Origin of the sequence: Pseudomonas sp. B34(2017) (assembly GCF_002112915.1) — a bacterium.
GTDB lineage: Bacteria > Pseudomonadota > Gammaproteobacteria > Pseudomonadales > Pseudomonadaceae > Aquipseudomonas > Aquipseudomonas pharyngis.
In genome coordinates this window covers 680,605-693,818 of the sequence record NZ_NEJA01000004.1, presented here as the reverse complement: position 1 = coordinate 693,818, position 13,214 = coordinate 680,605, and the positions used below count along the sequence as shown (strand labels likewise).

The window sequence follows — 13,214 nt, the reverse complement described above, 5'->3', positions numbered from 1 at the left end:
GATACGCGCCCCGATCACTGATCGTCGAAATACCGCTCATGCCAATCCACCAGCGGCTGTGGCGAGTTGAGTTTCTGGCCGTAGATCACCGAATAGGACAACACGTTCTGTACGTACTGGCGGGTTTCGTCGAACGGGATGCTTTCCACCCACACGTCGAAGCTCAGGTGGTCGGCGCCGCGCAGCCATTGGCGCACGCGGCCGGGGCCGGCGTTATAGGCGGCGGAGGCGAGTACGCGGTTGCCGTTGAACTGGCTGTGCACCTGGCTCAGATAGGCGGCGCCGAGCTGGATGTTTTTATCCGGATCCAACACTTGCTGCGGCGAGGCCAGCGGAATGCTGAACTTGCGCGCGGTTTCCTTGGCGGTGCCGGGCATCAGTTGCATCAGGCCGCTGGCGCCGACGCTGGAGCGGGCGTCGTCCATGAACGCACTTTCCTGACGGGTGATGGCGAACACCCAGCTCGAATGCAGGCCGCGCACCTTGGCTTCGCGCACCAGGGTGTCGCGGTGGGCCATCGGGAAGCGGATGTCCAGATCATCCCAGTATTGCGCCTGACTGATGGTGCGGATCGCCGGGAAATACCATTTCAAGTCGTAGGCCAGTTTCGCCTGGGCGACCATTTCGTCGCGGCTGAAATGCCGGCTGACGTGATACCACTCGCGGCGACCGTCGACGATCTGCCCACGGGCGTGGAACTCCAGTGCACGCCGTACGCCAGGGGTGTTGCGCACTTTGTTGATCAGCGCCTGACTGAGCACCAGCGGCTTGTTGTTCAGTGAGTACGGCGATTGCGAGCGGTCAGCGGCGAGGAAACCGTAGAAATCCCGTTCCCGCGACAGGTTCTTGTACAGCGTCTGTGCTTCCGGGTTCTGCGGTTGCGCCAGTTCCAGACTGCGGGCCTGCCAGTAGCGCCAGCGGTTGGTGGTGGCCAGGTCCTGTGGCAAACGGCGGGTCAGTTGGTAGGCGTCATCCCAGCGCGCCAGACGCAACAACAGACGCAGGCGCCATTCGGATACAGTGTTGTCGCGCAGTTCCGGATCGTATTTGGTCATCACGTCCAGCGCGCGGCTGTCGAAGCGGCGGGCCAGCGTCAGGCCGATTTCCCGGGCGATCGCGACTTTTTCATCCCGGGAGAAATGCATGCTGCTGGCATAACCGTCGAGCAGGGCCATGGCCTTGTCCGGGTCCTGACGCGCGAGGCGGCGCAGGCCGAGGCTGACCACGTCCGACATCGGTTCATCGGCCGGCGTGAAGCGCGACGGCTGGTTGAGCAATTCCGGTTTCTGCGCCACGTCCACCAGCAGGCGGCCGCGCGGGGCGAGGGTGGTCAGGCCATTGACCAGGCTGTTGGCCAGTGGGTAGTTGCGGTGCTGGGCGGCGAGTTTGGCGCGTTCCCAGCGTTTCTGTTCGGTCAACTGACCTTCGGCGGCCCACATGCCGAACAGCGCATCACAGGCGGCGGGCTGGGATTTGCCGGTCAGCCAGAGTTTCTCGGCGTTGGCGTAGCCCTCGGCCTTCTTGTTGTGGCTGATCTGGTACTGCGCGTTGAGGCAGTCCAGTTCGGTGAAATTCAGTTTGGGGTCGTAATACTTGACGAACGTCGCCCAGTCGCCGCGATCGGCCAGCCAGCGCAGCCAGCGCAGTTTCATCCAGTTGGCCTGGGGCAGGTCACCGTGTTCGGCGAGGAATTTTTCGATCTCCGCGTTGCTGGCGGTTTTCAGCCGGGCGGTCAGCTCGTCGTAGGCGAGGTACGGCTCCAGCGGATAATCGGCGAGTGCCTGGCTGTAACGGAAATACGGGCCGCTGTCGCCTTTGGCCAGGGCGCGCTTGGCTTCATCGTAATACTGGCGTTGGGTGGACAGGTCCACCGCCTGGGCGGATTGAACGGCAGCGGCGGAAAGCAGCAAACATGACAAAACACTGAAGAGGCGACTGCGCATGAGACATCCGGGCAGAGAAATCATGACAAGTGCCGGCTCAAACCGGCACTGAATTGCCTGTAGCTTAGCCTTTTGCCAGCAAGGGGCGAAAGCTTTGCCGACCTTGCAGCACAAGTTCGCAACAATTGTTGTGCAGAGTGCGTCAGCGGCGAAATTGCCGGCCTGTTCGGGTCTTGATTCAGGTAGAATGCGCGCCCGGTTTTTGGAGAAGCTCATGACCCTGCTCAAATTCAGCGATGTGTCCCTTGCATTCGGCGCGATGCCGTTGTTGGACAAGGTGTCCTGGCAGATCGCCCGTGGTGAGCGGGTGTGCATCATCGGCCGCAACGGCACTGGCAAATCCAGCATGATGAAACTGGTCAAGGGCGACCAGAAGCCTGATGACGGCTCGGTGTGGCGTGCCCCCGGTCTGAAAATCGGTGAATTGCCGCAGGAATTGCCGGTGGCCGACGAGCGGACTGTGTTCGACGTGGTTGCCGAAGGCCTCGATGGTGTAGGTGCGTTGCTTGCCGAATACCATCACCTGAGCCAGAACATCGTCACCGACGCCGATCTGGACAAGCTGATGCACGTCCAGCACGACCTCGAAGCCCGCGATGGCTGGCGCTTGCAGACCCTGGTCGACAGCACCCTGAGCCGCCTGCAACTGCCGGCCGACAAGACCCTCGCCGAACTGTCCGGCGGCTGGCGTCGTCGTGTGCTGCTGGCGCAGGCGCTGGTGTCCGAGCCGGATCTGCTACTGCTCGACGAGCCGACCAACCACCTGGACATCGGTGCGATTGCCTGGCTTGAAGAAGCGCTGAAGGATTTTCAGGGCGCCGTGCTGTTCATCACGCACGACCGTTCCTTCCTGCAAAACCTTGCCACCCGCATCCTCGAACTGGATCGCGGTGGCCTGATCGACTGGAACGGCGACTACGCCAGTTTCCTCGTTCACAAAGAAGCCGCACTGGCCGCCGAAGAAACCGCCAACGCGCTGTTCGACAAGCGTCTGGCCCAGGAAGAAGTTTGGATTCGCCAGGGCATCAAGGCCCGCCGCACCCGTAACGAAGGCCGCGTACGTGCCCTGAAAGCATTGCGCGTGGAACGCAGCGAGCGTCGCGAGCGCACCGGCAAGGCCAACATCCAGCTGGAAACAGCGGAGAAGTCCGGCAAGCAGGTGATGGTGCTGGATAACGTGAGCTTCGCGCATCCGGGCGGTCCGTTCCTGATCCGCGATTTCTCCATGGTGCTGCAGCGCGGCGACCGGATCGGCCTGCTCGGCGCCAACGGTACTGGCAAGACCACCCTGCTGAAGCTGATGCTCAGCGGTCTGCAACCGACCAGCGGCAAAGTGGAAGAGGGCACCAGGATCGATGTGGCCTATTTCGATCAGTTGCGCCATCAGCTGGATCTGGAAAAGACCGTGATCGACAACGTCGCCGAAGGTCGCGACTTCATCGATATCGACGGCCAGAGCCGCCACGTGCTGAGCTATCTCGGCGACTTCCTGTTCAGCCCGCAGCGTGCCCGCACGCCGGTGAAGGCGTTGTCCGGCGGCGAGCGTGCGCGTCTGCTGCTGGCCAAACTGTTCAGCAAGCCGGCGAACTTGCTGGTACTCGACGAGCCGACCAACGACCTCGACGTGGAAACCCTTGAGCTGCTCGAGGAAGTGCTGCTGACCTTCAACGGCACTGTGCTGATGGTCAGCCACGACCGGGCATTCCTCGACAACGTGGTCACCAGCACCCTGGTCTTCGAAGGTGAAGGCAAGGTTCGCGAATACGTCGGCGGCTATCAGGACTGGATCCGCCAGGGCGGCTCGCCGCGTCTGCTGGGCGTGACGGAAAGCAAATCCGGCAAGGCTGACCTGAACTCGGCGGTGGTCACTGCTGAGCCGGCTCCGGTCGCCGCGCCTGTTGCTGCGGCCCCGGCTGCGAAGAAGAAACTGAGCTACAAGCTTCAACGCGAGCTGGAAGCCCTGCCGGGCGATATCGACGCCAAAGAGCAGCAGATTGCTGCTGTCGAGGCTGAAATGGCCGAGACCGGTTTCTATCAGCGTCCACCAGCCGAGATGGCCAAGGTGATTGCTTCTCTGGAGCAATTGCAGGCGGAGCTGGATGCCTTGGTTGAGCGTTGGGCCGAGCTGGACGCCTGATTGATTCCAGGCATGAAAAAGCCCGGTGTCCAGTTATGGGCGCCGGGCTTTTCAGCTTTTCATAAGTGACTGGTATCAGCGTTTGACCAGGTGCACCGCCAGCACATCGCACGGTGCGCCGTGCAGCACGTCATTGGCGGTCGAGCCCAGCAACAACGCCAGACCATGCCGGCCATGGCTGCCGACCACGATCAGGTCGCACTGCTGTTCCTTGGCAAAATGGTGGATTTCCTGACGTGGCTGGCCGTAGGTCAAGTGGCAGTTGGCGCCTTCGAGCTCGGTGTACTTGTGCTTCAGGCGTTCGAGACGTTCCTTGGCCTGATCGAACTGCTGTTGTTGCAGTTGTGACAGATCCATTGGCACGTCACCGCCGAAGGCCATGGCCATCGGTTCAACGATATGCACCAGCGACAGCTTGGCGCCATTGCTCACCGACAGCTCTCGGGCGCGGTGGATCACAGGGTCGCACTCTTCGGTCAGATCTACGGCGACCAGGATATGGTGGTAGGGCATGAGGTGCTCCTCGTGAGGGATCAATATTGGTAAGTATGGCTGGTTTCAAGCGCATTGGTTCCAAAGTGACGCAATGGGCTCATCAGGATTCGGGAGTAGAGATATGACGGTCTGGCTGGTGGTGTCAATCCTGCTGGTGGTGTTGAGTCCGCTGGCGTGGTTGCGCCCGTCCCGTGCACAGAGTGGCCGGATAGCCTTGCGCACGGAGGCCCGGCGTATCGGGCTGGCCATGCAGCTGGCACCTCAAGAGTGGCCGCACTGGATGTCTCAGGAGCCGCCGAACCCGTGTGCGCAATACCATCGGCCACGTCGTGGCAAACAGCCGGCGTGCTGGACGTACTGGCAGAAATCCCCGGGGATCTGGGTCAACCAGTGGCAGGAAGTCTGTGAGGATCCACTGCTGCTGAATCATTTCGAAAAATTGCCGGGCAACGTTTTCAAGGTCGAGGCGGATAAGCAGATGATCGCCCTCTATTGGGGCGAGAAGGGTGATGCGTCGGTTTTGCTGGAGATTGATGCCACGCTGAAAGCGCTGGCATGACTTGCGGACATTTCGCGCTGCAACGGTGCGAAACGTCCGGCAGACACGCAATAAAAAGCCCGACATGATTCATCGGGCGGGGTTGGCCAGGCAGGCCGGAAATTCTTTTTGGCGTTGAAACGGAGTCATCCGGTGAGCAAATCTGCGCCTGTTTTCCTTCGTAGTCCAGCCAGCGTAGCCTGTTAAACAAGGCTTGCGGTGAATTAGGGCGACTTTTCTAACTATTAATCTTATGAATGCCCTCACATGCAAGCGTGTGTGGCCGGGCTGCGTCCTACAGAAATGACCGCAAAGTCGCATTTCAACCCGTATTTTGGGCGATTGACAATTGTCGGAAATTCCGTGAAGGTGGCGTACCCAAATCAAACGGGCGTATGAATTGAGCGTTTGTATTGCAGACTGCTCCTACAGAATCCCGACTATCGCGTTGGCGGGTGTGCCGGGTGGATGGGTGTCAGCATCGACGAAAAAACGTCCTGCCGAGCCATTTGCCTGCGTCCGACGTGTACTGTTCAGCTTCCATATCGTGGAGATCAGTTGATGATTTACGAAGGTAAAGCCATCACGGTTAAAGCTCTTGAAAGTGGCATCGTCGAATTGAAATTCGACCTCAAGGGTGAGTCCGTCAACAAGTTCAACCGTCTTACCCTGAACGAACTGCGTCAGGCCGTAGACACCATCAAGGCAGATGCTTCGATCAAGGGCGTGATCGTCAGCAGTGGCAAGGACGTGTTCATCGTCGGCGCCGACATCACCGAATTTGTCGACAACTTCAAGCTGCCGGATGCCGAGCTGGTTGCTGGCAATCTCGAAGCCAACAAGATCTTCAGCGATTTCGAAGACCTCAACGTTCCGACCGTCGCCGCAATCAATGGCATTGCTCTGGGTGGCGGTCTGGAAATGTGCCTGGCAGCGGACTACCGCGTCATGTCGACCAAGGCCAAGATCGGTCTGCCGGAAGTCAAGCTGGGCATCTACCCGGGCTTCGGTGGTACCGTGCGTCTGCCGCGTCTGATCGGTGCCGACAACGCCATCGAGTGGATTGCCGCCGGCAAGGAAAACCGTCCTGAAGACGCGCTGAAAGTCGGCGCCGTCGATGCCGTGGTTGCTCCCGAGAAGCTGCAGGATGCCGCCCTTGAACTGATCAAGCGCGCCATCTCCGGCGAGTTCGACTACAAGGCCAAGCGTCAGCCGAAGCTGGAAAAGCTCAAGCTGAACGCCATTGAACAAATGATGGCTTTCGAAACCGCCAAAGGTTTCGTGGCTGGCCAGGCCGGTCCGAACTACCCGGCCCCGGTCGAAGCGATCAAGACCATCCAGAAAGCCGCGAACTTCGGTCGCGACAAGGCGCTGGAAGTCGAAGCTGCAGGTTTCGTGAAACTGGCCAAGACCTCTGCCGCGCAGAGCTTGATCGGCCTGTTCCTGAACGATCAGGAACTGAAGAAAAAGGCCAAGGCCTACGACGAAATAGCCAAGGACGTGAAGCAGGCTGCCGTACTGGGCGCCGGCATCATGGGTGGCGGTATCGCCTATCAGTCGGCTTCCAAAGGTACGCCGATCCTGATGAAGGACATCAACGAGCACGGCATCGAGCAAGGTCTGGCGGAAGCCGCCAAGCTGCTGGTCGGTCGCGTTGATAAAGGCCGCATGACTGCCGCGAAAATGGCTGAAGTGCTCAACGGCATTCGTCCTACGCTGTCGTACGGTGATTTCGGTCACGTCGACCTGGTCGTTGAAGCCGTGGTCGAGAACCCGAAGGTCAAGCAAGCCGTTCTGGCGGAAGTCGAAGACAAGGTCAAAGAGGACACCATCCTCGCGTCCAACACCTCGACCATTTCCATCAGCCTGCTGGCCAAGGCCCTCAAGCGTCCGGAAAACTTCGTCGGCATGCACTTCTTCAACCCGGTGCACATGATGCCGCTGGTGGAAGTAATCCGTGGCGAGAAATCCAGCGAGCAGGCCATCGCCACCACCGTTGCCTACGCCAAGAAAATGGGCAAGAACCCGATCGTCGTCAATGACTGCCCGGGCTTCCTGGTCAACCGCGTCCTGTTCCCGTACTTCGGCGGTTTCGCCAAGCTGGTCAGCGCCGGCGTGGACTTCGTCCGTATCGACAAGATCATGGAAAAATTCGGCTGGCCGATGGGCCCGGCGTACCTGATGGACGTGGTCGGTATCGACACCGGTCACCACGGTCGTGACGTAATGGCTGAAGGCTTCCCTGACCGCATGAAGGACGATCGTCGTTCGGCCATCGACGTGCTTTACGAAGCCAAGCGTCTCGGTCAAAAGAACGGTAAGGGCTTCTATGCCTACGAAGCCGACAAGAAAGGCAAGCAGAAGAAAGTCGCCGATCCGTCGGTACTGGAAGTGCTCAAGCCGATCGTCTACGAGCAGCGCGAAGTCACTGACGAAGACATCATCAATTGGATGATGATCCCGCTGTGCCTGGAAACCGTGCGTTGCCTGGAAGACGGCATCGTCGAAACCGCCGCCGAAGCCGACATGGGTCTGGTCTACGGTATTGGTTTCCCTCCATTCCGTGGCGGTGCGCTGCGCTACATCGATTCGATCGGTGTTGCCGAGTTCGTTGCCCTGGCCGACCAGTACGCTGATTTGGGCGCGCTGTACCACCCGACCGCGAAGCTGCGCGAAATGGCCAAGAACGGCCAGAGCTTCTTCGGTTAAGCGCCCCCAACTAGAGTGAGAGTGAACTTATGAGCTTGAATCCTAGAGACGTCGTGATTGTCGACTTCGGTCGTACTCCGATGGGCCGCTCCAAGGGCGGCATGCACCGCAACACCCGCGCCGAAGACATGTCGGCGCACCTGATCAGCAAACTGCTGGAACGCAACACCAAGGTCGATCCTGCCGAAGTCGAGGACGTGATCTGGGGCTGTGTGAACCAGACCCTGGAACAAGGCTGGAACATCGCGCGTATGGCGTCGCTGATGACCCAGATCCCGCACACTTCGGCCGGCCAGACTGTCAGCCGTCTGTGCGGCTCGTCGATGAGCGCGCTGCACACCGCTGCGCAAGCGATCATGACCGGCAACGGTGACGTGTTCGTGGTTGGTGGCGTCGAGCATATGGGTCACGTAAGCATGATGCACGGTGTCGATCCGAACCCGCACATGTCCCTGTACGCGGCGAAAGCCTCGGGCATGATGGGCCTGACCGCTGAAATGCTGGGCAAAATGCACGGCATCACTCGCGAACAGCAGGACGCCTTTGGCGTGCGTTCCCACCAGTTGGCCCACAAGGCGACTGTGGAAGGCAAGTTCAAGGACGAAATCATCCCGATGCAGGGTTACGACGAGAACGGTTTCCTGAAAACCTTCGACTACGACGAAACCATTCGTCCGGAAACCACCCTGGAAAGTCTGGCGGCTTTGAAGCCGGCGTTCAATCCAAAGGGCGGCACCGTGACGGCCGGTACTTCGTCGCAGATCACCGATGGTGCTTCGTGCATGATCGTGATGTCGGCGCAGCGTGCACAGGACCTGGGCATCCAGCCTCTGGCCGTGATTCGCTCGATGGCGGTAGCGGGTGTGGACCCGGCCATCATGGGCTATGGTCCGGTACCGGCTACTCAGAAAGCACTGAAGCGTGCCGGCCTGGGTATCAACGATATCGACTTCTTCGAGCTCAACGAAGCGTTCGCCGCACAGGCCCTGCCAGTGCTGAAAGACCTGAAAGTGCTCGACAAGATGAATGAGAAGGTTAACCTGCACGGCGGCGCGATCGCCCTGGGTCACCCGTTCGGTTGCTCCGGTGCCCGTATTTCCGGCACTTTGCTGAACGTGATGAAGCAGAATGGCGGCACCTTCGGGGTGGCCACCATGTGCATTGGCCTCGGCCAAGGCATCTCCACCGTCTTCGAACGCGTTTAAGCGTCTCGTCGATGGAAGCCGGGGCCAAGTGCCCCGGTTTTTGTTTTTGCGGATTTATTTTGTTTTTATTTTGAAAAAATTTGAGTGAGGGCCGAAGCATGCCGATACAACCTGGGCTCTACCAACATTACAAAGGTCCCCAGTACCGCGTATTCAGTGTCGCGCGGCATTCCGAGACCGAAGAAGAAGTGGTCTTTTACCAAGCCCTGTATGGCGATTACGGCTTTTGGGTACGTCCCTTGAGCATGTTCCTGGAGTCCGTCGAGGTTGACGGCGAGCAGGTCCCACGCTTTGCTTTGGTGCAAGCCGAACCGAGCCTTTTTTCGAAGCCGTAAGGCGAGTGCGCGCAAAACCCTGCGCTTGACCTCACCTTGTAGCCACTATATATAGCGGTGCCGCGTCAGGCGCCAACCGCCTTTCACTTCTAGAATTCAGGAATTTTCTGATCCATGGGCAAATCGCTGGTCATTGTGGAATCCCCGGCTAAGGCCAAGACCATCAACAAGTATCTGGGCAACCAATACGTGGTGAAGTCGAGTATCGGCCATATCCGAGACCTGCCCACCAGCGGTTCGGCTAGCGCCAGCAAGGAGCCTGCCGCCAAGCGCGGCAAGGCTGCTGCGGGCGAAGCGCCAGCGCTGTCGCCGAAAGAGAAGGCGCGCAAGCAGCTGGTCTCGCGCATGGGTGTCGATCCCGAGCACGGCTGGAAAGCCAAGTACGAGATCCTCCCGGGCAAGGAAAAGGTCATCGAAGAGCTGCGCCGGCTCGCCAAGGATGCTGACACCATCTATCTCGCAACCGACTTGGACCGCGAGGGGGAAGCCATTGCCTGGCACCTGCGCGAAGCCATCGGTGGTGACGACAGCCGCTACAAGCGCGTGGTGTTCAACGAAATCACCAAGAAGGCGATTCAGGAAGCCTTCTCGGAGCCGGGCGAGCTCGACATCGATCGAGTGAACGCGCAGCAGGCCCGTCGCTTCCTCGACCGCGTCGTCGGCTATATGGTCTCGCCGCTGTTGTGGGCGAAGATCGCCCGTGGCTTGTCCGCCGGTCGCGTGCAATCGGTTGCCGTGAAGCTGGTGGTCGAGCGTGAGCGTGAGATTCGTGCGTTCAATCCGGAAGAGTACTGGGAAGTGCATGCCGATCTCGGCACCGCCAAAGGCTCGATCGTGCGTTTCGAAGTCGCTCGCGAAAAAGGCGAGGCCTTCAAGCCGCTGAACGAAGCGCAGGCGAAGGCCGCGCTGGAGAAACTCAAATCCTCCAGCTACAGCATCGTCAAACGTGAAGACAAGCCGACCAGTAGCAAGCCGTCGGCACCGTTCATCACCTCCACACTGCAACAGGCCGCGAGCAACCGCCTGGGCTTCGGTGTGAAGAAAACCATGATGATGGCCCAGCGTCTGTACGAAGCCGGCTACATCACTTATATGCGTACCGACTCGACCAACCTCTCGGCGGATGCCGTGGCGATGGCGCGCGATTACATCGAAACCGAATTCGGCAAGAAGTACCTGCCGGAGTCGCCAAACGTCTACAGCAGCAAGGAAGGCGCACAAGAGGCTCACGAAGCGATTCGTCCTTCCGACGCCAACACCACGCCAAGCAAGCTGGCCGGCATGGAGCGTGACGCTGAGCGCCTCTACGAGCTGATCTGGCGCCAGTTCCTGGCTTGCCAGATGCTGCCGGCGCAATACCTGTCGACCACCGTCAGCGTCGCTGCCGGTGACTTCGAGCTGCGCGCCAAGGGCCGCATCCTGAAGTTCGACGGTTACACCCGCGTGCTGCCGCAAATCACCAAGCCTGGCGATGACGACGTTCTGCCGGACATGGCGCAGGGCGACGCGATGAAGCTGATCAAGCTTGATCCGTCCCAGCACTTCACCAAGCCACCGGCCCGTTATTCGGAAGCCAGCCTGGTGAAGGAAATGGAAAAGCGCGGCATCGGCCGTCCTTCGACCTATGCGGCGATCATCTCGACCATTCAGGATCGCGGCTACGTGACCCTGCACAACCGTCGTTTCTATTCGGAAAAGATGGGCGACATCGTTACCGAACGTCTGTCGGAAAGCTTCTCGAACCTCATGGACTACGGCTTCACCGCCGGCATGGAAGAGAACCTCGATGACGTGGCCCAGGGCGAACGCGACTGGAAAAACGTGCTGGACGAGTTCTACGGCGACTTCAAGAAAAAACTCGAAGTGGCGGAGAATCCGGAAGCCGGCATGCGTGCCAACCAGCCGGTAATGACCGATATTCCTTGCACCACCTGCGGCCGTCCAATGCAGATTCGTACTGCCTCGACTGGCGTGTTCCTCGGCTGCTCGGGCTACAGCCTGCCGCCGAAAGAACGCTGCAAGGCCACCGTCAACCTGGTGCCGGGCGATGAAATCGCGGCGGACGACGAGGGCGAGTCGGAATCCCTGGTACTGCGCGGCAAGCATCGCTGCCCGATCTGCAGCACGGCGATGGACGCCTACCTGCTCGACGAGAAGCGCAAGCTGCACATCTGCGGTAACAATCCGGATTGCGCCGGCTACGAAATCGAAGAAGGCAGCTATCGCATCAAGGGCTACGAAGGTCCGAGCCTGGAATGCGACAAGTGCGGCAGCGAGATGCAGCTCAAGACCGGCCGTTTCGGCAAATTCTTCGGTTGCACCAACCCGACGTGCAAGAACACCCGCAAGCTGCTGAAGAGCGGCGATGCGGCGCCGCCGAAGATGGATCCGGTGAAGATGCCGGAGCTGAAATGCGAAAAGGTCAACGACACCTACATCCTGCGTGACGGTGCGTCCGGCCTGTTTCTGGCGGCCAGTCAGTTCCCGAAAAACCGCGAGACCCGTGCTCCGCTGGTGATCGAGATTCTGCCGCACAAGGACGAAATCGATCCGAAGTATCATTTCCTGTGCGAAGCGCCGCAGAAGGATCCGGATGGCTTGCCAGCCGTGATCCGCTACAGCCGCAAGACCAAGGAGCAATACGTTCAGACCGAAGTCGACGGCAAACCGACTGGCTGGAAAGCGTTCTTCGACGGTGGCAAGTGGACGGTCGAGGACAAGCGTCCGGCGAAAGCCAAGGCTTGAGCTGACTCCGACCTTGCGATGGGCTGATGTTATCGGCCCAACACGACAAAAGGCCGCATGACAACCTTCGGGTTTTCATGTGGCCTTTTTGTTTAAAGCTTGCGATCGCATCGGCTGATCCATGACACTGTCCGGCCTGTGTGAAGCAATTATTTCGTTGTGGAGAGTGCCGACATGGCCCACGAACTCTATACCCGTACCAATCAGAAGATCTATTTCGCGGGTTTGTCGCTGGAAGCGCTGGCCAGGGCCGAAGAGGGGCGGGCGATGAACTCGCTGGCGCTGATTCAGGCCGGGCGCGAATCCGCACTGTTTCATCTCTACGGTGCGTTGTTGGGGCTGTGTCATGAAATCGCCGGCTTCTATCGTCTGCCGCAAGCCAATGCGTCGCAAGCGGAAACCTTGCTGACCCGCGAAGTGCTGGAATCGATTGCCATTCCTGAGCTGGCGGAGATGATTGAGCTGGCGGGCAATCCGGAGACCTGGCTGGCTAAATTGCTGGCCGCGCACTCGGCGCTGTTTCAGCCGCCACGCGTTCCACATAAGCCGAAGGGCGATGTGACGCAGCCATTGATTCAGGCAGTGAATCTGGATGAAGAAGAGGTGGTTGAAGAGTTGAGCCGTGAAGAGCTCGAGAGCTGGCGGCAGAACCTCAAGGGGCTGGCTATCCGTTTCCGTGAAGGCTTGAACGAGTGCTGAGGAGCTGTGTACTGGCGGCGACGAGAGGCGTGCTGCTGGTCAAGATCCCGAGCGAAGCCTGAATGATGTCTATATAATCCCTGCCTTTCGTGGAGATCAGACCTATATGCCAACGTCCTTTCTAGAAATTGTCGAGCTACCAGACGGCCGAATCGAACTGCGCAGGGCCGAGGACGAGGGTTCTCTGGTGACTCTGGATTTCTCCGAGGATGCCAAGGCGTTTCTGCAGGGCCAGCACGTTGAAATTGCCAAAGCGATGTTGAGTGTCGGCGTGCAAATGGCGGGGCGTATGGTTGAGGGAGAATTCGATAAGGATGAGGGGCCGCGGGTTCTTCATTGATCCGCTGTCTCCCAGTTACTGCTCCAGATCGGCTTCTCTATCCCTGGAGAAGCCCTGCGCTTTACGTG

10 protein-coding genes are annotated in these 13,214 nt (G+C 59.5%); 8 read left to right on the top strand and 2 right to left on the bottom strand.

The window, feature by feature from the left end; translation table 11 throughout:
- Window positions 1-14: 14 nt before the first annotated feature.
- Complete coding sequence (locus tag CAF80_RS16580) at window positions 15-1,943, bottom strand: transglycosylase SLT domain-containing protein (protein WP_074689255.1); 1,929 nt, start codon at window positions 1,941-1,943, stop codon at window positions 15-17.
- A 214-nt stretch (window positions 1,944-2,157) separates the two neighbouring features.
- Here CAF80_RS16580 and CAF80_RS16575 point away from each other — a divergent pair, with 214 nt between their 5' ends.
- Window positions 2,158-4,080 (top strand): ATP-binding cassette domain-containing protein, encoded by a 1,923-nt coding sequence (locus CAF80_RS16575; RefSeq protein WP_074689253.1) that lies wholly within the window; start codon window positions 2,158-2,160, stop codon window positions 4,078-4,080.
- A 75-nt stretch (window positions 4,081-4,155) separates the two neighbouring features.
- Here the strand turns inward: CAF80_RS16575 and CAF80_RS16570 are convergent, their stop codons facing one another.
- Window positions 4,156-4,593, bottom strand: coding sequence for a universal stress protein (locus CAF80_RS16570; protein WP_011335197.1), 438 nt, complete (start codon window positions 4,591-4,593; stop codon window positions 4,156-4,158).
- A gap of 103 nt (window positions 4,594-4,696) precedes the next feature.
- Between CAF80_RS16570 and CAF80_RS16565 the strand changes: the two genes are divergently transcribed.
- The 7 genes from CAF80_RS16565 (at window position 4,697) to CAF80_RS16530 (ending at window position 13,146) form a co-directional block, all read left to right on the top strand.
- Complete coding sequence (locus CAF80_RS16565) at window positions 4,697-5,134, top strand: hypothetical protein (protein WP_085667447.1); 438 nt, start codon at window positions 4,697-4,699, stop codon at window positions 5,132-5,134.
- 540 nt (window positions 5,135-5,674) lie between these two features.
- Window positions 5,675-7,822, top strand: a complete 2,148-nt coding sequence (fadB, locus tag CAF80_RS16555) for a fatty acid oxidation complex subunit alpha FadB (RefSeq protein WP_074689251.1) — start codon at window positions 5,675-5,677, stop codon at window positions 7,820-7,822.
- A 29-nt stretch (window positions 7,823-7,851) separates the two neighbouring features.
- Window positions 7,852-9,027 (top strand): acetyl-CoA C-acyltransferase FadA, encoded by a 1,176-nt coding sequence (gene fadA, locus CAF80_RS16550; RefSeq protein ID WP_007953060.1) that lies wholly within the window; start codon window positions 7,852-7,854, stop codon window positions 9,025-9,027.
- Between the two features lie 98 nt (window positions 9,028-9,125).
- Window positions 9,126-9,362, top strand: coding sequence for a DUF1653 domain-containing protein (locus CAF80_RS16545; RefSeq protein WP_007953059.1), 237 nt, complete (start codon window positions 9,126-9,128; stop codon window positions 9,360-9,362).
- Between the two features lie 114 nt (window positions 9,363-9,476).
- Entirely contained in the window at window positions 9,477-12,107 is a 2,631-nt protein-coding gene (gene topA, locus CAF80_RS16540) for a type I DNA topoisomerase (RefSeq protein WP_085667448.1), read from the top strand.
- Between the two features lie 174 nt (window positions 12,108-12,281).
- Complete coding sequence (locus tag CAF80_RS16535; protein ID WP_039772797.1) at window positions 12,282-12,806, top strand: DUF6586 family protein; 525 nt, start codon at window positions 12,282-12,284, stop codon at window positions 12,804-12,806.
- A 106-nt stretch (window positions 12,807-12,912) separates the two neighbouring features.
- Complete coding sequence (locus tag CAF80_RS16530) at window positions 12,913-13,146, top strand: hypothetical protein (protein ID WP_007953047.1); 234 nt, start codon at window positions 12,913-12,915, stop codon at window positions 13,144-13,146.
- Window positions 13,147-13,214 lie beyond the last annotated feature (68 nt).